The sequence below is a fragment of the Glaciimonas sp. GNP009 genome (genome assembly GCF_054343755.1).
Genome location: NZ_JBTGUV010000004.1, coordinates 1,039,251 through 1,062,009, shown reverse-complemented (window position 1 = coordinate 1,062,009; position 22,759 = coordinate 1,039,251). Strand labels below are relative to the sequence as shown.

16 protein-coding genes are annotated in these 22,759 nt (G+C 48.3%); 10 read left to right on the top strand and 6 right to left on the bottom strand.

All coding sequences use genetic code 11. The features are described 5' to 3' along the window. Positions 1 to 293: 293 nt before the first annotated feature. On the top strand, positions 294 to 944 hold the full coding sequence (locus ACXX82_RS05700) for a VTT domain-containing protein (RefSeq protein ID WP_322232595.1): 651 nt from the start codon (positions 294 to 296) through the stop codon (positions 942 to 944). 180 nt (positions 945 to 1,124) lie between these two features. Here the strand turns inward: ACXX82_RS05700 and ACXX82_RS05695 are convergent, their stop codons facing one another. Together ACXX82_RS05695 and tsaE are read right to left on the bottom strand one after the other, a co-directional pair. After that, positions 1,125 to 2,477 carry an N-acetylmuramoyl-L-alanine amidase gene (locus tag ACXX82_RS05695; protein WP_322232594.1) on the bottom strand — a complete coding sequence of 451 codons (1,353 nt, stop codon included), beginning with the start codon at positions 2,475 to 2,477 and terminating at the stop codon, positions 1,125 to 1,127. Then, complete coding sequence (gene tsaE, locus ACXX82_RS05690; protein ID WP_322232593.1) at positions 2,441 to 2,926, bottom strand: tRNA (adenosine(37)-N6)-threonylcarbamoyltransferase complex ATPase subunit type 1 TsaE; 486 nt, start codon at positions 2,924 to 2,926, stop codon at positions 2,441 to 2,443. The genes ACXX82_RS05695 and tsaE overlap by 37 nt, the downstream gene beginning before the upstream one ends. Positions 2,927 to 3,096: 170 nt before the next feature. On the opposite strand from tsaE, the gene queG reads away from it, so the two are divergent. Further along, positions 3,097 to 4,179, top strand: coding sequence for a tRNA epoxyqueuosine(34) reductase QueG (gene queG, locus ACXX82_RS05685; protein ID WP_458563960.1), 1,083 nt, complete (start codon positions 3,097 to 3,099; stop codon positions 4,177 to 4,179). Positions 4,180 to 4,200: 21 nt separating this feature from the next. On the opposite strand, the gene ACXX82_RS05680 is transcribed toward queG, so the two are convergent. Further along, complete coding sequence (locus tag ACXX82_RS05680; protein WP_322232592.1) at positions 4,201 to 5,097, bottom strand: AEC family transporter; 897 nt, start codon at positions 5,095 to 5,097, stop codon at positions 4,201 to 4,203. Positions 5,098 to 5,907: 810 nt separating this feature from the next. Here ACXX82_RS05680 and ACXX82_RS05675 point away from each other — a divergent pair. The 8 genes from ACXX82_RS05675 (at position 5,908) to ACXX82_RS05640 (ending at position 21,220) form a co-directional block, all read left to right on the top strand. Continuing rightward, a complete protein-coding gene (locus ACXX82_RS05675) occupies positions 5,908 to 8,142 on the top strand; it encodes a peptidase domain-containing ABC transporter (protein ID WP_458562590.1) in 2,235 nt (744 codons plus the stop codon). Then, complete coding sequence (locus tag ACXX82_RS05670; protein ID WP_458562589.1) at positions 8,142 to 9,662, top strand: HlyD family type I secretion periplasmic adaptor subunit; 1,521 nt, start codon at positions 8,142 to 8,144, stop codon at positions 9,660 to 9,662. Before ACXX82_RS05675 ends, ACXX82_RS05670 begins: the two co-directional genes overlap by 1 nt. A gap of 434 nt (positions 9,663 to 10,096) precedes the next feature. Continuing rightward, on the top strand, positions 10,097 to 10,741 hold the full coding sequence (locus ACXX82_RS05665; RefSeq protein WP_458562588.1) for a hypothetical protein: 645 nt from the start codon (positions 10,097 to 10,099) through the stop codon (positions 10,739 to 10,741). 178 nt (positions 10,742 to 10,919) lie between these two features. After that, complete coding sequence (locus tag ACXX82_RS05660; protein WP_458562587.1) at positions 10,920 to 11,378, top strand: hypothetical protein; 459 nt, start codon at positions 10,920 to 10,922, stop codon at positions 11,376 to 11,378. 17 nt (positions 11,379 to 11,395) lie between these two features. After that, the gene (locus tag ACXX82_RS05655) at positions 11,396 to 12,814 is read left to right on the top strand and encodes an SPM autocatalytic domain-containing protein (protein ID WP_458562586.1); all 1,419 of its coding nucleotides are present in this window, start codon (positions 11,396 to 11,398) and stop codon (positions 12,812 to 12,814) included. A gap of 526 nt (positions 12,815 to 13,340) precedes the next feature. Beyond that, positions 13,341 to 15,071, top strand: a complete 1,731-nt coding sequence (locus ACXX82_RS05650) for an SPM autocatalytic domain-containing protein (RefSeq protein ID WP_458562585.1) — start codon at positions 13,341 to 13,343, stop codon at positions 15,069 to 15,071. After that, on the top strand, positions 15,068 to 15,757 hold the full coding sequence (locus tag ACXX82_RS05645) for a hypothetical protein (protein ID WP_458562584.1): 690 nt from the start codon (positions 15,068 to 15,070) through the stop codon (positions 15,755 to 15,757). Before ACXX82_RS05650 ends, ACXX82_RS05645 begins: the two co-directional genes overlap by 4 nt. Before the next feature lie 3 nt (positions 15,758 to 15,760). Further along, positions 15,761 to 21,220: a calcium-binding protein gene (locus tag ACXX82_RS05640; protein WP_458562583.1), complete on the top strand. Its 5,460-nt coding sequence runs from the start codon at positions 15,761 to 15,763 to the stop codon at positions 21,218 to 21,220. 62 nt (positions 21,221 to 21,282) lie between these two features. On the opposite strand, the gene ACXX82_RS05635 is transcribed toward ACXX82_RS05640, so the two are convergent. From ACXX82_RS05635 to ACXX82_RS05625, 3 genes are all read right to left on the bottom strand, one after another. Then, entirely contained in the window at positions 21,283 to 21,954 is a 672-nt protein-coding gene (locus tag ACXX82_RS05635) for a response regulator transcription factor (RefSeq protein ID WP_458562582.1), read from the bottom strand. A 109-nt stretch (positions 21,955 to 22,063) separates the two neighbouring features. Further along, positions 22,064 to 22,339: a HigA family addiction module antitoxin gene (locus ACXX82_RS05630; protein WP_322232585.1), complete on the bottom strand. Its 276-nt coding sequence runs from the start codon at positions 22,337 to 22,339 to the stop codon at positions 22,064 to 22,066. 17 nt (positions 22,340 to 22,356) lie between these two features. Further along, the gene (locus tag ACXX82_RS05625; RefSeq protein ID WP_322232584.1) at positions 22,357 to 22,635 is read right to left on the bottom strand and encodes a type II toxin-antitoxin system RelE/ParE family toxin; all 279 of its coding nucleotides are present in this window, start codon (positions 22,633 to 22,635) and stop codon (positions 22,357 to 22,359) included. Positions 22,636 to 22,759 lie beyond the last annotated feature (124 nt).

Below are 22,759 nucleotides of genomic sequence, written 5' to 3'. Positions count from 1 at the left end.
TGGAGTAAGGTATCTCTATTTTTTAGGATGGACGCAAGACCGCTCAAGCGGTGGCGCACCTGACGACCACCTTATTAAGGCCGTCGTCAGGTGGTATTGGTGGGGAAGTTTTGTATAAGTACTACTTTTGACCGGCACAGACCGGCAAGAGCGTTTTATGATTTTCGTTGATTTACGATCGTTTCGCGCATGAACGGTCGTCTACTGGTAATCCGTGTGTGATTTTTTTTAGTGACATTGGCTTTTTCGGCTAACCGTGTAGTGTATTATTTCGCGCAACCATTAGGAGAGTTATGGACTTTATGCAATTCATCGACGTGATTCTGCACGTTGACAAATCCTTAGGATTCTTGATTAAGGAATACGGCACCTTAATCTATATGGTGTTATTTTTAATTGTCTTTTGTGAAACAGGATTGGTTGTATTCCCATTTTTGCCTGGCGATACATTGCTGTTTATCGGCGGTGCATTTTGCGCGATGGGCGAAATGAATATTTGGCTATTGATGGGTTTGCTGATCATCGCGGCGACCACTGGTAATACGCTGAATTATTGGATCGGTAGCAAGATCGGGGAGAAAGTCTACTCCCACGATTATCGATGGCTGGACCAAAAGGCTTTACAAAGGACGCATGCGTTTTATGAACATCATGGCGGAAAAACCATCATTTTGTCGCGCTTCGTCCCCATTGTCCGCACTTTCGCGCCCTTTGTGGCTGGCGTGTCCAAGATGACATTTTCAAAGTTTCAGTTTTTCAACATCACTGGCGCTTTGTTATGGGTCGTCGGTCTGGTGTCAGCGGGATATTTCTTTGGAAATATGCCAATCATTCGTGATCATTTAAATACGATTGTATTGCTTGGCGTCGGCGCAGCAGCGATCCCTGTGGTTTTGGGTGCGATATGGAAACTGTATCAAAAGCTAAAAGGGCAGCAAGCTTAGGGCTGCTGAAAATGCAGCTTGTTGTTGTACAGCCTAAGATTTATGGTGCTTTAATGCTGATGTAATCTGCTGCCATCAGAGCGATGGATCAGATGTAAAAAAAGGTATGACGCATTTGTTTGCGCCATACCCTTTTTTTATGTCTGCACATTGCCACCAAAAGTGGTGAGCAGATACTAGTTATGTCATCTGGTTCTTGGACAGTGGCGGATTGTGCGAGAAATACTTCTTAATGCCGGTCAGTATGGCGTCGGCCATTTTGTCCTGATAGGCGTTGTCGGTCAGTTTGGCTTCTTCTTCCGGGTTTGAGATGAAGGCGGTTTCAATCAGAATACTTGGGATATCAGGCGCTTTAAGCACTGCGAAACCGGCTTGTTCGACCGACCCTTTGTGAAGCCTATTAATACCGCCGATTTCACCAAGGACCGCGCTGGCAAGTTTCATACTGTCATTGATTTGCGCAGTGGTAGACAAATCGAGCAAAACGCCCGCAAGTTGCTTGTCATGACTTTTGATATTCACCCCGCCAATCAAATCTGAGGCGTTTTCTCGGTTGGCCATCCAGCGGGCGGCGGTCGAAGTGGCACCTTTTTCAGACAATGCAAAAACGGACGAGCCACGCGCAGTGGGTGTCACGAAAGCATCGGCATGGATCGAGACAAATAAGTCAGCCTGAACTTTACGTGCCTTCTGCACCCGCATACCTAGTGGCACAAAGAAATCAGCGTCACGCGTTAGCATTACGCGCATATTAGGCTGCTGTTCAATCTTGGCTTTAAGGCGCTTGGCGATGGCGAGCACGATATCTTTTTCATGATTGCCGCGACTACCGGTTGCGCCAGGATCTTCACCGCCATGACCGGGGTCAAGTGCAATGGTGATCATCCGCGTCATGGTGGGCGACTTCTCAAGTTTTCTCTGCGCTTTGGGATCAACCCTTGCCACCGGCGGTTCTGGCGGTGGCACCACCGGTACTGGCTTGGTGACTGCTACTGGCGGGACGATCTCTCCCGGCTCCGCTGTCGGCCATTCGCCTTTTTGGATCATCATGGCAATTGGATCGGGCGGCACTAGTGGATACAAATCGAACACCAAACGGTATTTGTAATTCCCGATTGGGTCCAGCGTAAAGACCTGCGGTACGACCTGATCTTTCAGGTCAAACACCAGACGGACCACATTTGGTCGATTCTGACCAACCCGAACCTGCTTAATATAAGGATCGTTCGATTGAATTTTGGCGACCAGTTCTTTCAGTGCCGGATTCAGTTCAATCCCTTCGATATCGACCACCATTCGGGCAGGATTTTGCACCAGAAAATGGGTAGCTTTTAGTTCGACATCATTTTCCAGCGTAACGCGGGTATAGTCGTCAGCAGGCCAGACCCGTACCGCAAGAATTTGTGCGGCCCGTGCAGATTGCGAGGTCAGTGGCGCGACAACCGAAATAAGCAGCGTTCCACCTGCTTTGAGAATGGTACGGCGGCTTTTGGACTTCAGAGGTTTGGTGCAAATTTCAGTCGAGCGAGACATTGATTACCTTTATCGGTTACGCCGCACAATTTTACATCACGCCCGTCTCCTGAGACGCTGAGAATGACGTTTATGTCTGGTGTTGGTAGAATATTTTCTGCTTTTTCGGGCCATTCAACGATGCAAATATTGGAATCATTGAAATGCTCGCGGAAACCGGCTTCTAGAAATTCTTCCGGACTTCCCATGCGATACAGGTCAAAATGCATCACTTCGACCGTTTGTTGATTTATATTGACGGTATAAGGTTCCACCAAAGTATAAGTTGGGCTTTTGACGTGGCCGGTATAACCGGCAGCATGCAATAAGGCGCGGGTCAGTGCTGTTTTGCCAGCCCCAAGGTCCCCATGCAAATAAATCGTCAGACCCGGTGCCAGCGCCCGTGATAATGCAGCACCAAGGGCAAACGTACCTGCTTCGTCATGTAGATGAAAGGTAAAGTCTTGCATCTCGTAAAATAGTCCTCTGTCATTGATGAGTTGATGTCCTGATGTCTCTACCGCATTTTACTGAAACCGCCTTGAATCGCGCTGATCTTAACGATCACGGCATCGATCACAGCGTCGACAACAGCACCGATATCAATAACGATATCAAACGCGATCATAACCCCACCGCAATGGTTGCGCTTGCCGCCACCATCAAGGCGTGGGGGCGCGAATTGGGTTTTGCTGACGTGCGGATTACGGATGTCGATCTGTCGCAACAAGAAGCTGGCTTCGAGACTTGGCTTGCGCTCGGATATCACGGTGACATGGATTATATGGCAGCACACGGTTTAAAGCGTGCGCGACCCGCAGAATTGGTGCCGGGCACCATTCGATCGATTAGCGTGCGCATGGATTATTTGCCGCAAGATAGCGATGCCGCATGGCGTCAGCGTGAGAAAAATCGGCTTCAGCCCGGTGCATCCACGTCGGCTACGGTATCGCTATATGCACGTGGTCGTGACTATCACAAGGTGTTACGTTCGCGCTTGCAGCAATTGGCAGATCGCATTACCGCCGAAATTGGTCCCTTTGGTTATCGTGTATTTACCGACTCCGCACCGGTGATGGAGGTCGCGCTAGCGCAAAAGGCGGGTTTAGGTTGGCGCGGAAAGCATACCTTACTGTTGAACCGTGAAGCCGGTTCGTTATTTTTTCTAGGCGAGATGCTGACGGATATGCCACTCCCAACGGATGCACCGATCACGTCCCATTGCGGTCAATGTAGCGCCTGTATCGACGTGTGTCCGACCAAGGCCATTATCGCGCCCTATACTTTGGATGCACGCCGTTGTATTTCCTATTTGACAATAGAATTAAAAGGCAGCATTCCGCTGGAATTTCGAGCCTTGATCGGCAACCGCGTGTACGGCTGTGATGATTGTCAGTTATTTTGTCCGTGGAATAAGTTTGCTCAACCGTCCACGTTGAATGATTTTGATGTACGTAACGGTCTCGATAACGCCACGTTAGTAGGGCTGTTTGGCTGGACCGAAGCCCAATTTAATGAGCGCTTACAAGGCAGCCCGATTCGCAGGATAGGGCACGAGCGATGGTTGCGTAATATTGCGATCGGATTGGGTAATACAGCCGCAACGGCCATAACAACGCATAATGCATCAGAAATCATCGCTGCCTTACAAACCCGTGCCGACGATCCATCTGCCTTGATTCGCGAGCATGTTGAATGGGCATTGCAGCAGTACGGACTGTAATCTGATGCAGATGCAGCGTAATTAACGATAGTGCAGCAATCCCAGCCATAACGGCAAAGTCAGCGCCGACAATACCGTTCCTGCAGAAACCAAAAACGCCACCAAAGGTCCGTTGCCACCAAGCCGTGCTGCCAAAATATAAGCGCTTGATGCCGTCGGCAATGCACAGAACAACACGACTATTTGCAATTGCAAGGCCCCCAATCCCACCCAGCGACCAAGTATCAACGCTGCCGCCGGTAGCGCCAGTAATTTTACTGTAAGAAAAAATCCCGTCATCAACTTGGCCTGACGCACGCCAGTAAGACGCAAACCTGCACCGACCAGCAATAAGCCAATTGCCAACGCGGCATTGCCGAGTCGCGACAAGACCGCACCGGCGACATCCGGTATTGGCATACCCGATAAGCTATATAACAAGCCACATGCCGTGGCGACCAACAAAGGGTTTCTTGCCAGTTCCTTCAACAACCCGCCGTTTTTATGCACCAGCGAGTGCACCGCCGCCAGGTTACACAGCGGCACGCCAAAGCCGATCAACAATGCCATCAATCCCGTACCTTCTTCCCCCGCCATACGTGACGCCAGCGCCAACGCCATATAGGAATTGAAGCGATAGCCGGTTTGCATACCCGACTCATAATCCATCGGCGTTGCTTTCAAAAACGGCTTGCCGATCCAGGTCAGGATGATCGCCACACCAAGCGCCGTTAATCCCACCATGAGCATTTTTCCGGTGGTATCGAAATGCAATACGGTACGCGCGGTGGAATAAAACAGCAAAGCAGGAAAAAGCAGGTAATACACCAACTTCTCGGCACCGGTCCAGAAGGCATCGCCCCAATCGGTCGTCCGCCGCAAAATAACGCCAAGCAGGATCAGGGTGAAATCGGGGAGCAACAGGTTAATGATATACATGGAAAAAATGGTTATTTCGATGTTAAGTGCGGTGAAATGAAATTTTGAGTCAGCCCACTTGGCCACAAAAAATTATGAATATGAATAGTATGAAATTGCGTACAACGACAAAAAATTGGTAGAAAAAAAGCAAAAAAAAGGCAGCAAACGATATCAAAAGCCAGCACCATCAAACCTGCATGCCAACCATATCAATGGTACGAATTGTACCTTCTTGGCTTGGCTCAAATAGCCAATAAAAATCTGCCCGAATTTTTGGATATTTCTTATCTCAGTTTAAGAATTGTCTCATATCAATTCGCAAGCGCGCTTTGTAGAATTGCACAGGATTAATGAAAATAAAATAATAATCTGGACAAGGACAGCCGCGCGACGGATGTGCGGGCTTACGTGCAGTGTAACTGCGCGCTATCACGCAATGCTTTGAGCAGTTATGGGCCGCTATTCGCGTCTGTTTTTTCGTTCATTAATGGCTCTCTGTCTAAATTAACAACCAAAGCATTAATGCGATTCTTGAAACCTTCAGCTCTACCGATCCGGTTCAATAACCCGCACGGAAACACGCTGAGCGATCACGTGGAATGCTGATTTTGCCACCAGCGCAGGTTGAGTCTGATGCCATTTGAATGAAGGCAAGCGTTTATCAACGCCTCGACTGCTAAAAGTAATAAAAGCACAACTTCCAACAACATAATGCCTTAAATAGGCATAAAGAGAAAAGCCGTCATTATGCGTAATAAGAAGGTCGATACAAATGCATTTTTTTGGGCTTTACAGGGAATCTGCGTACTTCATCGCAAGCCCTTTTCCATGGAATTAGCGATCCAACAATTAGCTGCGCCACACACCGTTCATTCCATGGTTGCGGCTATTGCTTTATACGGCTTCGATGCGGAACTAACGCGCTGCGTTACCGCAGATGTGGACAAAGAATGTCTACCTACCGTCGTTTGGTTGACACCCAAATCCCCTTTTCTACAAGTCGAAGCCGCCCCAACAGAGGGCAACAATTCGAACGAACTTGCGTTGCTATCGGCAATGACCCAAGTGTCAATTGCGATGACAGATATCGCAGGCAGGCCAAACACACCAAACAGCGTAGACAGCGCAACTTCAGTTCTACCGCCAGAAGCGCCGGATGCGATACCAGCCATCATCCTGGAAGTCGATACCGACAGTTTTTTGGTACTGGAAAAAGGTGAGGTATCACCAACCATGATGTCGCCCGCAGATTTTTCACTTCGGTATCACGGCTTTCTCACCCGCATTAATGTGCAAGCTGATCCCGGTACGGATATTGATAGCGAGACCGAAGCGCGGCAAACGCGCACATTCGGCTTCAGCTGGTTTGTGCCTGAATTACTCAAACACAAAAAATTGTGGCAAGAAGTATTGCTGGCCTCGCTGGTGATCCAGTTAATTGCACTGGCAACGCCGCTGTTCACGCAAACCATCATCGATAAAGTAGTAGTTCACCGCACAGAAAGCACGCTGATCGTGATTGCGATTGGCATGGCAATTTTTATGCTGTTCTCGGCTGTCTTATCGTGGTTGCGCCAATATCTGGTATTACATACCGGTAACCGCGTCGATGCGGTATTGGGTTCATCAGTGTTCGAACGCCTTTTTAAACTGCCGCCGCAGTATTTTCAGCATCGTCCGACCGGCATCATTGCCGCGCGTCTGCACGGAATTGAAACCATCCGCGAGTTCATCTCTGGCGCAGCCGTGACATTGATACTGGATCTGCCATTTCTATTTATTTTTGTCGCCATTATGTTTCATTACAGCGTTACCTTGACGCTGATTGTGTTGGCCGTCTTATTGTTAATCGTCGGGCTAAGTATCGTTGTAGCGCCGTTGTTTCAAACACGGCTGCAACAACAGTTTCAACTCGGGGCGCGCAATCAAGCCTTTCTGACGGAATATGTATCCGGCCTCGAAACGGTCAAATCATTACAACTAGAGCCGCAACTCAACAGCAAGTACAGCGGTTATCTCGCCAGTTATCTGCAAGCTGGTTTCTCCACCAAGCAACTGGCCAATACTTACAACACCACCGCCAACTTTTTGGAGCAATTACTTAGCCTGTTGATCCTCGGTATCGGTGCCTACACCGTCATGCACTCAAAGGAATTCACTATTGGGATGCTGGTTGCCTTCCAGATGTTTGCGGGCAAATTGTCACAACCAATGTTGCGTCTGGTCGGCCTGTGGCAACAATTTCAGCAAGCAAGTCTATCGGTAGCGCGGCTAGGCGATTTGATGAACGTGCCGATTGAACCTTATTCAGTCATCCCCGCACGCGACACCGCACGGCATGGTGAAATCGAAATAGGCGAAATCGCTTTTCGTTATGCCGATCACCTTCCGCTCGTCTATGAAAACGTCTCCCTGACCATCCGTCCAGGACAAACCATCGGCATTATGGGGCCATCAGGCTGCGGCAAAAGCACGCTCGCAAAATTATTGCAAGGCTTCTACCAACCCAGTGCTGGTCGCATCCTGATTGACGGCGTCGATATCCGGTATCTCGCGGCCAACGAACTGCGTAGCTACTTCGGCGTCGTGCCGCAGGAAACCACGCTCTTCTCCGGCACTATCTTTGAGAACCTACAAATGGCCAGCCCCAACGCTAATTTTGAGGCCATCACCACCGCCTGCAAAATGGCAGAAATTCACCACGTCATCGAAGCCTTACCGCAAGGCTATCAAACCGAAATTGGCGAACGTGGCGCCGGCCTCTCCGGCGGTCAAAAGCAACGTATTGCCATCGCCCGCGCCTTATTAAAGCAGCCAACTATCCTCATCTTCGACGAAGCCACCAGCGCCCTCGATGCGCCTACCGCAGAGCAATTTGCTCGGACCATCAACTCTCTCAAGGGCAAGGTGAAGATGCTATTTATCACACATGGCTTACCGCAGGGACTGAAGGTCGACGCCGTATTTAGCCTAACCGCAAACGGCGCGCAATTGGTTAACCCTGACGCAGAAAGCAATGTGCTTGGTAATTCCATATTGCAAGCAACAGAAGGAGGCAATTAATGCCATCCACGCCACCGGACAATGCAAATCTGAATGCAAGCATCAATACAGCATCAGAAAATAATTCGACATCATCAAAAAATAATTCCACATCATCAGACAAGTGGGGCAAACCAGATCAGTCGGAGCTCGCGCAAAACATGGCCCCGATCATGGCGCTGCCTTCATCCAATCGTTGGCAAGATCCTCTGCGTTTGATCGAAGCCGAAGCGCCAAGCCACATCAAGCGATTGGTTCTATGGACAGTATCGATTCTTATTTTAATATTGATCATTTGGACTGCGTTCGGCAAACTCGACATTATTGCCACCGCCGAAGGCAAGCTAGTCCCGCAAACCTTAGTCAAGATCGTGCAACCGGCAGAACCTGGCGTCGTCAAAAAAATACTCGTCAATGAAGGCCATAGCGTCAAGGCCGGTCAACTATTAGCCCAACTCGATACCACACTGGCCAACGCCGATCGTAACGGCGTCAGCAAGGATATTGACATCCAGCGCATGCAGATTCGTCGGATCAATGCCGAACTGGCAGATCAAACGATGGCATCCAAAGCAGGAGACGATCCGCAGCTATACGCGCAGGTACAGCGTCAATTTTTGGCGCACAGGCAAGCATTTCTAAGCAGTCTGGATCAAGAGAAATCACTGGTCATCAAAGCCACGCACGAGTACCGCAGTGCGGTGCAGATTTCCGCTAAATTAAAACAAACATTACCGCTGTATCAACGCAGTGCAGAAGCCTACGCCAAGCTAGAAAAAGAAGGTTTTGTCAGCGGTCTGGCTGCCGACGAGAAGCAGCGCGACGCCATTGAAAAAGCCAGAGATCTAGACGCGCAACAGTCAATCGTCGCCTCGCTTGCCGCAACCATCGCAGCCCAACAGCAAAGGATCACCCAGTTACACGACACCTATCACGCCGACCTGCAAACCGAACTTGCCGACATCCACGCCCGACTCGCCCAATTGCAACCGAACCTGGATAAATCCATTTACAAACAAGGACTGATGGAACTGCGCGCGCCACAAGATGGCGTAATCAACGATCTTGCCACCACAACCGTCGGCGCAGTGGTACAACCCGGTACGGTTATCATGACGCTCGTGCCGCAGGACGAGCAATTGTATGCCGATGTCTCTGTCAAAAACGAAGATGTCGGCTTCGTCCAAATCGGCCAAACCGCGCAAATCAAACTCGCTACCTACCCGTTCCAAAAATACGGCATGTTGACCGGCACAGTCACACGATTAAGCGCCGACGCATCAGATCCCGAAAAGGGCAGCACCAACGCCACTGGTACATCAGGCAATGCCAGCGGCGATGACGGCAACAACGCCAGATCAACCTACAAAGCCCGTATCAAACTGGCGCATCAGATATTGGTCGATCCGCAAGGCAACCAATTACAAATGACCGCTGGCATGCAAGTTGTCGCAGAAATTCAGCAGGGCAAACGGACAGTATTGGAATATCTGTTATCGCCGGTGCAGAAGGCCGTTCAGGAGGCAGGGCGAGAGAGATAGACCACGTAATAAATAAAAAAATATGTCAATAAATAGAGCGATAAATATTCTAATAAATTCATCTAAGAGAATTCTCGATCTTCGCCGAGAGTTATCTTCCTTATAAATTTATTTATAGAATTTTTCATGTTAATTCGAGAATAGTCTCGTATCAATTCGGAAATTTCATTTGTAAAATTGAAAATAATTAAAAATAAAATAGACACCAAAATAATTCATGACAGCGTTTTCTGCCATTGCAGTCACGCTATCCAATCTTGATGCAATCAATTGGAATCGACGTTCCATAAAAATGTGAACAACGAGTATATGGCGTTCCGCTCGCAACACGATTCATCGCCACTGAAGCGTGCAATGCGCTTTGACACAAAGCAAGTTTTAAATGGTCAAACGTTGACAGGGTAATCGACATAATCAACCAAGGAGTAGTGAGCATGATGATAGGCAAACGATCTTACTTTCACATTTTTCTAATGACTGTATCGGCTTCTTTAGTTATCTCTTGCAGCGAGGATAAAACAGTGAGGCAACTGCATTCAAGCGACGGCAAAGCGACTTTTACACTACCTCAAAAATATGAAACAAATAACACCAATACAGAGCTGATTACCTTTGCCTTCCACTATCCAGACATGGCACCGATAACACAGGGAAGCGCACCAAAAAAAGATGAGATAAAAATATATCTAAGCCGGACAACCGTGTCTGATTTTCCTCGAATTAACGACGCCGAAAATATGGAGAAAAACGCGATCGATCAGTTCGATCCCTCACGTCGAGGACTCGAATACCGCGTAGAAAATCGCGGCATTTATCGCAGGTATCAACAAGGCAATCCGAAAGAGTTGGAATCACTCAGCACGTATTACATCTTTCAGGCAGCAGACGGACAACCCGTCGCGATCAAAGATCCATTGCCATTTATCGTTAGTTTTAAAGCTCTCAGAACAATCGATGATCGCTTCGACTTGCAATACACGATAGCCAAACCGATAGGAAAAGACTTTATAAAAATAGACCAAGTCGTCACGGACCTGATTAAAAAGAACATCACCGTCGCGTCATCGTCCGAGGAATAAATTATGTCTATTGCAATGCCCATCCATGCAGTTCTGACTTTAAGCAAAGTGTTTAACGACCGGCTGTTAGAAGCTCCGACAAGTGGACGAAATAAAAAAGCCGAAATAATGAAAAACAAGGTCGCTGCATGACTCTGCCTGATAACGAAGCAAATATAGGGTGTCAGGAGGCGATTTTATGGACATAAAAAATATCATGTCCAGAGCACTTTTATTAATAGGAAGAATATGCATTTTCCTTGGATTTTGTAACGTATTTTATATAGGGCATTTCTTAAGAAATTCTCATACTTTGTTCCCAGTAGAGATTCTCTTTTCTGTAATTTTCGTTCTTGTGGGCGTGGTCTTGGATACCTTCTCAATGAGTAAACGCGAGTCTTTAGATGTAACTACGTTTTACAGAAAATTAAGAGAAAGTGTTGAAAATAAAACCTATCTCGATAATACAAAAAAAATGGGGTTAATTTCGTTTTTTTTACTTGTTGCTCCTACGGCTAATGATGGCAGCCATATATCTAGATTTCAGTTCACTAATAGTTACACCTTCTATTTATTCAGCACTTTTTTGTTTCTATTAATGTTCTGGCTTTCTATCGCCTCCATCTGTTTCAAGAAATTTGAAATTTTGTCTAAATAAATTAACTAAGGTCTTAAATGAGTGTTGCTTACATTGTCACGAAATTCGGAATTGTTGTTATTGATGCTACGCCCGCAGCCATCAAAGCCATTGCAAACGAATCTACCAAACTAGGTCAAGAAATCAATGACCGTTTTACCCACTCCCGCACCTACCGCTACGATCCCTTAGTCCTCGACCTCGACGGCGACGGCATCGAAACCGTCAGCAGCAAAAACAACATCTACTTCGACAACAACAACGACGGTATCAAAACCGCGACAGGCTGGGTCGGCGCTGACGATGGCTTGCTCGTCATGGACCACAACGGCAACGGCGTGATTGATAACGGTACGGAACTCTTCGGCAATCCCACCCAACTTGATAACGGCCACACCGCCAGCGATGGTTTCGGTGCGCTGGCTGATCTGGATTCCAACCACGATGGCAAGATCGATAAAAACGACGCCAACTGGAACCAGCTCAAAGTCTGGCGTGATCTCAATCAGGATGGCATATCGCAAGCCAATGAATTATTCACACTGGACCAACTCGGCATCGCCAGCCTCAACGTCAACAAAAAATTACACAACCAAACACTCGCCAATGGCAACCAGCTAGCCGACCAAGGCACGTATACAAAAACGGATGGCAGCAGCGGCAACATGGGTGATGTAAATTTTGAGGAAGACGCCTTCCATCGGGAATTTACTGATGAAGTCGTGATTGCCGATAACGTCAAAGACCTGCCCGATATGCAAGGCGCAGGCAAAGTGCGCGACCTGCGCGAAGCCGCCAGCTTGTCGACTTCACTGCAAGACGTCTTGGCACACTACAGCGCGGCCACCACACGTGAAGAACAGCGCGGTTTGCTGGATCAACTGCTGTCCGATTGGGCCGACACATCCAGCATGACTAAAACCCTGCAAGAACGCGCTGGCAGTGCTTATACCGTGATCTGGAAATCGCTAGGCGGTCAGGTCATCACCGACGACGCCGCCGGTCGCGCCATCGTTGCCGCGTGGGAAAAGAAGCTGCATATTCTGGAAGCGTTTAACGGGCAATATTATTTTGCGATGCATAACCTGACCGGCATGGGTTACAACGGCTTCAAGATGGTCGAAGGCAAAAACGGTCAGCCTGGGACTATCACGATTAGTTTATATCCCGAACAGGTAAATAGCCTCAATCAAGCTTATGACGCATTGCAGGAATCGATCTACGGTTCACTGTTATTGCAGACACGGTTTAAGTCGTTGATTGATCAGATTGAATTGAAGATAGATGTGGATGGAATGCATCTGGATAGTTTTGACGCTATTCGAAACAGACTAGATCAATTTGGAAAAAGCTCGCAACGCGCTTCGGCGTTAAGCGGAGTATTTAACGATCACCTGTTGAGCGCCGCAATAAGTGGACAAAACCAACGAGCCGAAATAAACAAGGTCGCGGCATGATTAGGCCTAGTAATGAGGTAAATGAAAAGTATCGGGAGGCGGTTTTATGGACATAAAAAATATCATGTCTAAAGCCCTTCTATTGATAGGAAGAACGTGCATTTTTCTGGGATTTTGCAACGTATTTTATACGGGACATTTCTTAAGGTTTGCTCACAATTGGTTTCCTGTAGAAATTATTTATTCTGTATTTCTATTTTTTTTTGGCGCAATTTTTTTGAGTTTTTCTATAAGAGAAAACATTTTTCTGAATACCGGTAAATTTTATAAAAAATTAAAGGAAAACATCAAAGAGAAAAGCTATTTGGATAAGGTGAAGAAATTATGGTTGATGTGCTTATGTTTAATTTTGATGATGACGACAACAAAAAATATCAGCACATCTCGATTTCAATTATTAATAGAAAGTGAAATTGTTTATATATTTTGCAATTTATTATTTTTATTATTTTTCTGTTTTTGCACGGCTGTCATGTGTGTCAAAAAACTCAATAAACAATCGAATTAAAATTAGCGAGAAACTAAAATGAGTATTGCTTACATTGTTACAAAATCCGGCATCGTTGTTATTGATGCTACACCAGCAGCAATCAAAGCCATTGCAAAAGGAATAGGTAAGGATGCTGTACCCGTAGTGGAACATTTAGGAAAAGTTGTACAAACTGGTGACGATGCAAAAACGGTTGCAGATACTCTCTTAGATACGTTGAGAAACTCTATTGGTGGTGACCTTACTAGTCAGGTAAAAATGGTCGGCTCACTGGGCGCTGGTTATGCGTTCGGTGAAGCAGTAGGTGTTTTTGTCGCTGGCGTAAGCGCGCCATTCATCGGACCGTTTGCAATACCCCTAGGAGTTATTGCTGGAGTGGCTGGAGGGTATTTAGCTTCCAATTATTACGAAGAGGCATTCGATGCAGCCACTAAAATAGGCCAAGAAATCAATGACCGTTTCACCCACTCCCGCACCTACCGCTGCGATCCCTTGGTCCTCGACCTAGATGGCGACGGCATCGAAACCGTCAGCAGCAAAAACAACATCTACTTCGATAACAACAACGACGGTATTAAAACCGCGACAGGCTGGGTCGGCGCTGACGATGGCTTGCTCGTCATGGACCGCAACGGTAACGGCGTGATCGACAACGGAACGGAACTCTTCGGTAATTCCACCCAACTCGACAACGGCCACACCGCCAGCGATGGTTTCGGTGCACTGGCCGATCTGGATTCCAACCACGATGGCAAGGTCGATAAAAACGACGCCAACTGGAACCAACTTAAAGTCTGGCGTGATCTCAATCAGGATGGTATTTCTCAAGCCAATGAATTATTCACACTGGACCAACTCGGCATCGCCAGCCTCAACGTCAACAAAAAATCACACAACCAAACACTCGCCAATGGTAACCAGTTAGCCGACCAAGGTACGTACACAAAAACCGATGGCAGCAGCGGCAATATGGGTGACGTAAATTTTGAGGAAGACGCCTTCCATCGGGAGTTTACTGATGAAGTCGTGATTGCCGATAACGTCAAAGACCTGCCCGATATGCAAGGCGCAGGCAAAGTGCGCGACCTGCGCGAAGCCGCCAGCTTGTCGACATCACTGCAAGACGTCTTGGCACACTACAGCGCCGCCACCACACGTGAAGAGCAACGCGGTTTGCTGGATCAAATGCTGTCCGATTGGGCCGACACATCCGGCATGACTAAAACCCTGCAAGAACGCGCTGGCAGTGCTTACACCGTGATCTGGAAATCGCTGGGCGGTCAGGATATTACTGACGACGCCGCCGGTCGCGCCATCGTTGCCGCGTGGGAAAAGAAGCTGCATATTCTGGAAGCGTTTAACGGGCAATATTATTTTGCGATGCATAATTTTGTTGGTCATGGTTTAAACGGATTCAATATGGCGGAAGGCAAAAATGGTCAGCCTGGGACTATCACGATTAGTTTATATCCCGAACAGGTAAACAGCCTCAATCTAGCTTATGACGCATTGCAGGAATCGATCTACGGTTCGTTATTGTTGCAGACACGCTTTAAATCGTTGATCGATCAGATTACATTGAAGGTGGATGCCGATGGGCTGCAACTAGATAGTTTTGATGCTATTCGAAACACGCTAGACCAATACCAACCAAGCGCGCAACGCGCTCTGGTGTTAAGCAAAGCGCTCAACAATCACCTGTTGAACACCCCAATAAGTGGACAAAATCAAAGTGCCGAAATAACGAGAAACAAGGTCGCTGCATGACGAAACGTAAAAGATCATGGCTGCGTATTTTTGGGATCGTTGTGATGACGATAGCGATTTTTATATTCTGTATTTTTTTGTCGGTGGTGGTGTTCTATTTGATCGTTTCGAATACGAAGGACGATTCGGTGAAACAACTGCATTCGAATGATGGGAAAGCGACGTTTACTTTACCTGTTAAATATGAAGCGGATGATGCAGATAAAAATCTGATTACGTTTGCTTTTCATTATCCGAGTATGGAGCCGATAAGACCGGGAAAAGCCCCGGAAAAAGATGAGGTGGAAATATATTTAAGCCCCACATCAGCACCTGATCGTTCCAGTGCCAACTATGCAAAAAATATGGAGGATAACGCGATAGATCACTTTGATCCCACCCGTCGGGGGTTGGAATATCGGATTGGATACCAAGGTATTTACCGCATGTACCAATTGGGAAATCCAAACAAGCCGGATTCTTTAAGTACCTATTACATCTTTCAAGCGGCAGATGAGCAAGCAGTTCGTGTGCAAGATCCACTACCTTGGACATTTGTTTACATCGCACATCGGACCATAGATTATCGCTTCGACGTGCAATACACAATAGCTAAACCCATAGGAAAAGACTTCGTAAAAATTGACGAAGTTGTCAAGACTCTGATCGACCAAAATACAATTATCCAACCACCTACCAAGGAATAAACTATGTCTGCTATTGAATTGTCCATCCATGAAGTGCTGGCCCTTCAAGAAATGGGAGTTAATCATCAGTACGCCGACGCGTACCGCTATCTGCGCGATATCGTAGGAGAAATGCAAAAGAATAATTACACCGATGAGCGCAATCGTCTGGAAACCTGGCTGGATCGCGCTGCCAGTATTAACGCCAATGATGGTTCCAAATCTAGCGAGTTTGTGCGGGGGGCGACGGAGTCGATTGGGGAGCAAATGGGTAAGCCGATTAGTGAAGCTAAGTTTCAGGAAGTATCTGATGGATTGGCAAAAAAAGTCATTGAACGTGTCCTTAAAGAAAAAGGCATTCCTGATGCCGGAAAAATTATTGCAGAGGACGTAAAATCAGCGGTAGACGGTTTCGATCTACCAAAATGGGCATGGGCCGGCACCATGGGCGATATCGTCCCAACCGTCTTCGGTGGATTAGGCAACGATTACGTCCAGTTACCTGATGGAGATGCACGAGAATACGGCGAAGCATTCGGTAAAGCCGCCGCCGCAAACGCGGCTGGCGCGTGGCGCATGTTGGGCGGCGATGCCATCAGAGATTTCTTCAACCGTTCACGCACCTACCGCTGCGATCCCTTGGTCCTCGACCTAGATGGCGACGGCATCGTAACCGTCAGCAGCAAAAACAACATCTACTTCGACAACAACAACGACGGTATCAAAACCGCGACCGGCTGGGTCGGCGCTGACGATGGCTTGCTCGTCATGGATCGCAACGGCAACGGCGTGATCGATAACGGAACGGAACTCTTCGGCAATTCCACCCAACTCGACAACGGCCACACCGCCAGCGATGGTTTCGGTGCACTGGCTGATCTGGATTCCAACCACGATGGCAAGATCGATAAAAACGACGCCAACTGGAATCAGCTCAAAGTCTGGCATGATCTCAATCAGGATGGCATATCTCAAGCCAATGAATTATTCACGCTGGATCAACTCGGCATCGCCAGTCTCAACGTCAACAAAAAATCACATAACCAAACACTCGCCAATGGTAACCAGTTAGCCGACCAAGGTACGTACACAAAAACCGATGGCAGCACCGGCAACATGGGTGACGTGAATTTTGAAGAAGACGCCTTCCATCGGGAATTTACTGATGAAGTCGTGATTGCCGATAACGTCAAAGACCTGCCCGATATGCAAGGCGCAGGCAAAGTGCGCGACCTGCGCGAAGCCGCCAGCTTATCCACTTCGCTACAAAGCGTATTAGCGCACTACAGCGCCGCCACCACACGAGAAGAACAGCGCGGCTTGCTGGATCAAATGCTGTCCGATTGGGTCGACACATCCGGCATGACTAAAACCCTGCAAGAACGCGCTGGCAGTGCTTATACGGTGATCTGGCAATCGCTGGGCGGTCAGGTCATCACCGACGACGCCGCCGGTCGCGCCATCGTTGCCGCGTGGGAAAAGAAGCTGCATATTCTGGAAGCGTTTAACGGGCAATATTATTTTGCGATGCATAATTTTGTTGGTCATGGTTTAAACGGATTCAATATGGCGGAAGGCAAAAATGGTCAGCCTGGGACTATCACGATTAGTTTATATCCCGAACAGGTAAACAGCCTCAATCTAGCTTATGACGCATTGCAGGAATCGATCTACGGTTCGTTATTGTTGCAAACACGCTTTAAATCGTTGATCGATCAGATTACATTGAAGGTGGATGCCGATGGGATGCACTTGGATTATGGTGCGCTGGAAAAACACTTCAAGGCAGCGATTGCGGCGGATGGCATAAAGGGGTTGTACGATTTGATCGACTTTAATCGTGCAGCGGGAAGTGCGATGCAGGATTTTATCTGGATCGGGGCGGAGATGATCGCGCTGGGTCTCTCCACAATGGATGCATCGCCTGAAATACAAAAGTTATTTGCTGAACTGAGCAGCGTTATGAACAAGAATGGTACGAAGAAAAGTGATCTAATTGTTGGGGGCCTTAGGAATGATACTTTATATGGTTATGCAGGTAACGATTTGATGCTAGGAGGAGGGGGCGACGATACGTTAAATGGTGGCGATGGCGATGACACGCTTAGTGGCAATGCTGGTGACGATCGTCTCAACGGTGGCGAAGGTAATGACACTTTGCTAGGTGGCGACGGCAACGATACATTGATTGGCGAATCGGGCGATGACGTGCTGGAAGGGGGGGAAGGTAATAATCAATTAGACGGTGGAAGTGGAAACGATACGCTGACCACCGGCGCTGGCAAGGATACGTTAAGCGGTGGCGATGGGAATGATATTCTGACCAGCGGTAGCGGCGAAGATACGTTAAGCGGCGGCGCTGGCAACGACATTCTGACCGGTGGCAAGGGTGACGATATGCTCAATGGTGGCTTTGGTAATGACACCTATATGTTAAGTCGCGGCGACGGCCACGACACGATCAACAATTATGATTATGGTACTGATTACTCGGGCGGCGGTCGCACGGATGTCGTAATTTTTACCGATATGAATGCCAGCGATATCCGCGGTCTGCGTACTGTCAATACAGATCTGATCATCGAATTTGGAAGCGGTGACAGTCTCACGATCAGCAACTATTTTGATGGCGTGAACTATCAAATCAACCAGTTCCGGTTTGCTGATGGTCAGGTGTGGACCGGCGCACAAATACTGGCTACGCATCCGGTGATGCTGACCGACAATAATGACAATCTGCGATTTTCTGATAGTGGCGAGACGATTTATGCAGGCGGCGGTAATGACACGATTTATAGCTTTGGCGGTGATGACGTCATCGACGGCGGTACTGGAAATAATTATCTGAATGGTGGCAGCGGCAATGACCGGTTATTCGCAGGCGACGGCAACGACACATTGATTGGCGGATCGGGCGATGACGTGCTGGAAGGGGGCGAAGGTAATAATCAATTAGACGGTGGAAGTGGAAACGATACGCTGACCACCGGCGCTGGCAAGGATACGTTAAGCGGTGGCGATGGGAATGATATTCTGACCAGCGGTAGCGGCGAAGATACGTTAAGCGGCGGCGCTGGCAACGACATTCTGACCGGTGGCAAGGGTGACGATATGCTCAATGGTGGCTTTGGTAATGACACCTATATGTTAAGTCGCGGTGACGGCCACGACACGATCAACAATTATGATTATGGTACTGATTACTCGGGCGGTGGTCGCACGGATGTCGTGATTTTTACTGATATGAATGCCAGCGATATTCAGGGTCTGCGTACTGTCAATACAGATCTGATTATCGAATTTGGAAGCGGTGACAGTCTCACGATCAGCAACTATTTTGATGGCGTGAACTATCAAATCAACCAGTTCCGGTTTGCTGATGGTCAGGTGTGGACCGGCGCACAAATACTGGCTACGCATCCGGTGATGCTGACCGACAATAATGACAATCTGCGATTTTCTGATAGTGGCGAGACGATTTATGCAGGCGGCGGTAATGACACGATTTATAGCTTTGGCGGTGATGACGTCATCGATGGCGGTACTGGAAATAATTATCTGAATGGTGGCAGCGGCAATGACCGGTTATTCGCAGGCGACGGCAACGATACATTGATTGGCGAATCGGGCGATGACGTGCTGGAAGGTGGTGAAGGTAATAATCAATTAGACGGTGGAAGTGGTAACGATACGCTGACCACCGGCGCTGGCAAGGATACGTTAAGCGGTGGCGATGGGAATGATATTCTGACCAGCGGTAGCGGCGAAGATACGTTAAGCGGCGGGGCTGGTAACGACATTCTGACCGGTGGCAAGGGTGACGATATGCTCAATGGTGGCTTTGGTAATGACACCTATATGTTAAGTCGTGGTGATGGACACGACACGATTGATAACTATGATTATGGTACTGATTACTCGGGTGGTGGTCGCACGGATGTCGTGATTTTTACCGATATGAATGCCAGCGATATTCAGGGTCTGCGTACTGTCAATACAGACCTGATCATCGAATTCGGAAGCGGTGACAGTCTCACGATCAGCAACTATTTTGATGGCGTGAACTATCAAATCAACCAGTTCCGGTTTGCTGATGGTCAGGTGTGGACCGGCGCACAAATACTGGCTACGCATCCGGTGATGCTGACCGACAATAATGACAATCTGCGATTTTCTGATAGTGGCGAGACGATTTATGCAGGCGGCGGTAATGACACGATTTATAGCTTTGGCGGTGATGACGTCATCGACGGCGGTACTGGAAATAATTATCTGAATGGTGGCAGCGGCAATGACCGGTTATTCGCAGGCGACGGCAACGACACATTGATTGGCGGATCGGGCGATGACGTGCTGGAAGGGGGCGAAGGTAATAATCAATTAGACGGTGGAAGTGGAAACGATACGCTGACCACCGGCGCTGGCAAGGATACGTTAAGCGGTGGCGATGGGAATGATATTCTGACCAGCGGTAGCGGCGAAGATACGTTAAGCGGCGGCGCTGGCAACGACATTCTGACCGGTGGCAAGGGTGACGATATGCTCAATGGTGGCTTTGGTAATGACACCTATATGTTAAGTCGCGGCGACGGCCACGACACGATCAACAATTATGATTATGGTACTGATTACTCGGGCGGCGGTCGCACGGATGTGATCCGATTCACAGACGTCAGTGCTGATGCTTTAAACGGTTTGCGACGCGTCAAGAATGACTTAATCATAGACTACGGCAACGGTGACAGCATCACGGTGGCTAATTATTTTAATGGCGCTAGTTATCAAATCAATCAATTCCAGTTTGCCGATGGCAAGACATTGACCGGAACAGAATTACTTTCAGCATATCCAATTGCCCTGCCCGAAGCTGCCGATAGCATGGGCTTTATGAATGCAGATCAGTATAGTCATGCTGACGTTAGTGATGATAACGGTCAAGCTGACAATGATGACGTTAGCAGCGAAGCAGATAACGACGACAAAGTGATAACAGATAGCATAGGCAAGCAGGTGGTTGCTGTGCATGTTAGCGAGGGAATCGCCGCTGCTGCTTTGCTGTTTGGACAAGCGGGCGATCGGGTGTTGGCTAAGGCTCGGAAACAGCAGGCAATTATTGATAATTGGTTCACGAAAGTGGATGGTCGTCGCGTGTTATCTTTGCAGACGGTGACTGACAATTCGACCGTTGATGCTGCCGGTTCTACTGATACGCTGCTCAATCAGAAGATTCCGCAGTTTAATTTTGATGCCGTTGTTGCGCAGTTTGAACAACTGCGCGCCAGGCCTCCTGCGGTCAATTTGTGGGCGGAGTCGGCTGCGTTGCTCGATTTGCATCTCAAGAAGAGTAATGCGGCGGGTCTTGGTTGTGATCTGGTCGGGCAATATGCAAAGAATGGCCATGACGTCGGTAGTGCAGTCAATTCGGCGCAGGCAATGTTGGCACCGCCGCATTTCGGTGCGACTGATTTGCACGGGCGACGATAGTGCTGTTATAGGAGTCGGTGGTCGGTGGTGGGTAGTTCGAAATTGGTAATGAGGTTAGCCAGCTAGTTCAATAATCTTGCCAGTTCCACCGCTGTCTTTACATGCATTTTGTCAAAAATATGGGCGCGGTGGACTTCTACCGTGCGCATGCTGATGCCAAGCTGGTCGGCGATGACTTTGTTCATTTTGCCGATCAGGATTAAGTCTAGTACTGCGCGTTCTCGGATGGATAGGTTGGCGAGGCGGCTGTCGATCACGCTGCGCGCGATTGCTGCGCGTGAAGTTTGTAGAGCTTCTTGTACGCGGTCCATCAATTTATTGTCATTGAAGGGCTTTTCGAAAAAATCGAAAGCGCCGCGCTTGAGGGTGTCGACTGCCATGGGAACATCGCCGTGGCCGGTTAAAAAAATGACTGGATAACGTTGCGTGAGTTTCCTGGCCGACAATACGTCGAACAACGCCAGGCCGCTCATCCCAGGCATGCGAACGTCAAGTAACAGACAATCGCCTTCGGGGGTCTGTGCGTCACTTTTATGTAAACCGGAATTCGCCGTGCCGATGGCGGCAGCAGCGTTGGTTAATTTTTCAATTGCGGCGGCTTCGTTGGTGGCAATGTCGAGTGATGCCAAAAAATGTTGCGCGCTGGAATAACTCAGTGCGGGAATGGCGCGTGATTGCGCAAGCCAGCTTAAGGCATCGCGGATTACTTCTTCGTCGTCAATGATGTGCAGCATAATATCTATTCGTTATTGTCGGATTTACGCAAAATAGCCTTAGTTCAGTCGTGTCTCACAGTCAACTGTATGTCTATGCATGCCTATCCATAGCCGTATTTTCTTTTAGCTATGCTGCGATGCGCTCGATTTTTGGTCGTTTGACCTTTCCTGCCTTGTGTAAATCATATTGCAATTGCATTCCTGCCCACAGTTCAGGACTGGTGCCGAAGGCCGAACCCAGGCGATATGCCATGTCAGGAGAAATTCCCGCAGCGCCGGTAACGATGCGTTGAAGCGTGACGCGACCAACGCCAAGACGGGTGGCCGCGTCCGTCACGGTCACGTCGCCCAGATACTCTCTTAATACCTCACCAGGATGTGGCGGGTTATGCATACGCGTCATATAAACCTCCGTAAAAATCAGTGGTAGTCGCGATAATCTACAAGAATCGCGTCACTAGCATCAAAAGCGAAAATCATTCGCCAGTTCCCATTAACCGTGATCGCCCAATGTCCTTTTAGATCCCCCTTCAACGGGTGTAGTCCCCAGGAAGGGGCTGATAAGTCTTCCGGCTTTATCGCTTGATCCAGAGCAGCCAATTGAAGCCGCAATTTAGTCGCGTGTCCAGCATGGATGCCCGCTTTGCTGCCCAGCTCAAAAAAGCGTTGCAGTTCCTTGTGTCGAAAGCTTTTTATCATAGAATTATTGTATCGTGTATCGATACACAATTCAAGTTTTTGGGTCCCGAATACAGCGTCTTTCTCACGGTACATCCGAAAACATCTCTCAAGGTGGCACGTCCAGTAAGATATTTAAACTATT

Coding starts and splice junctions, on each gene's coding strand:
- ACXX82_RS05700 (WP_322232595.1), top strand. CDS start 294: ATGGACTTTATGCAATTCATCGACGTGATTCTGCACGTTGACAAATCC.
- ACXX82_RS05695 (WP_322232594.1), bottom strand. CDS start 2,477: ATGTCTCGCTCGACTGAAATTTGCACCAAACCTCTGAAGTCCAAAAGC.
- tsaE (WP_322232593.1), bottom strand. CDS start 2,926: ATGCAAGACTTTACCTTTCATCTACATGACGAAGCAGGTACGTTTGCC.
- queG (WP_458563960.1), top strand. CDS start 3,097: ATGGTTGCGCTTGCCGCCACCATCAAGGCGTGGGGGCGCGAATTGGGT.
- ACXX82_RS05680 (WP_322232592.1), bottom strand. CDS start 5,097: ATGTATATCATTAACCTGTTGCTCCCCGATTTCACCCTGATCCTGCTT.
- ACXX82_RS05675 (WP_458562590.1), top strand. CDS start 5,908: ATGGAATTAGCGATCCAACAATTAGCTGCGCCACACACCGTTCATTCC.
- ACXX82_RS05670 (WP_458562589.1), top strand. CDS start 8,142: ATGCCATCCACGCCACCGGACAATGCAAATCTGAATGCAAGCATCAAT.
- ACXX82_RS05665 (WP_458562588.1), top strand. CDS start 10,097: ATGATGATAGGCAAACGATCTTACTTTCACATTTTTCTAATGACTGTA.
- ACXX82_RS05660 (WP_458562587.1), top strand. CDS start 10,920: ATGGACATAAAAAATATCATGTCCAGAGCACTTTTATTAATAGGAAGA.
- ACXX82_RS05655 (WP_458562586.1), top strand. CDS start 11,396: ATGAGTGTTGCTTACATTGTCACGAAATTCGGAATTGTTGTTATTGAT.
- ACXX82_RS05650 (WP_458562585.1), top strand. CDS start 13,341: ATGAGTATTGCTTACATTGTTACAAAATCCGGCATCGTTGTTATTGAT.
- ACXX82_RS05645 (WP_458562584.1), top strand. CDS start 15,068: ATGACGAAACGTAAAAGATCATGGCTGCGTATTTTTGGGATCGTTGTG.
- ACXX82_RS05640 (WP_458562583.1), top strand. CDS start 15,761: ATGTCTGCTATTGAATTGTCCATCCATGAAGTGCTGGCCCTTCAAGAA.
- ACXX82_RS05635 (WP_458562582.1), bottom strand. CDS start 21,954: ATGCTGCACATCATTGACGACGAAGAAGTAATCCGCGATGCCTTAAGC.
- ACXX82_RS05630 (WP_322232585.1), bottom strand. CDS start 22,339: ATGACGCGTATGCATAACCCGCCACATCCTGGTGAGGTATTAAGAGAG.
- ACXX82_RS05625 (WP_322232584.1), bottom strand. CDS start 22,635: ATGATAAAAAGCTTTCGACACAAGGAACTGCAACGCTTTTTTGAGCTG.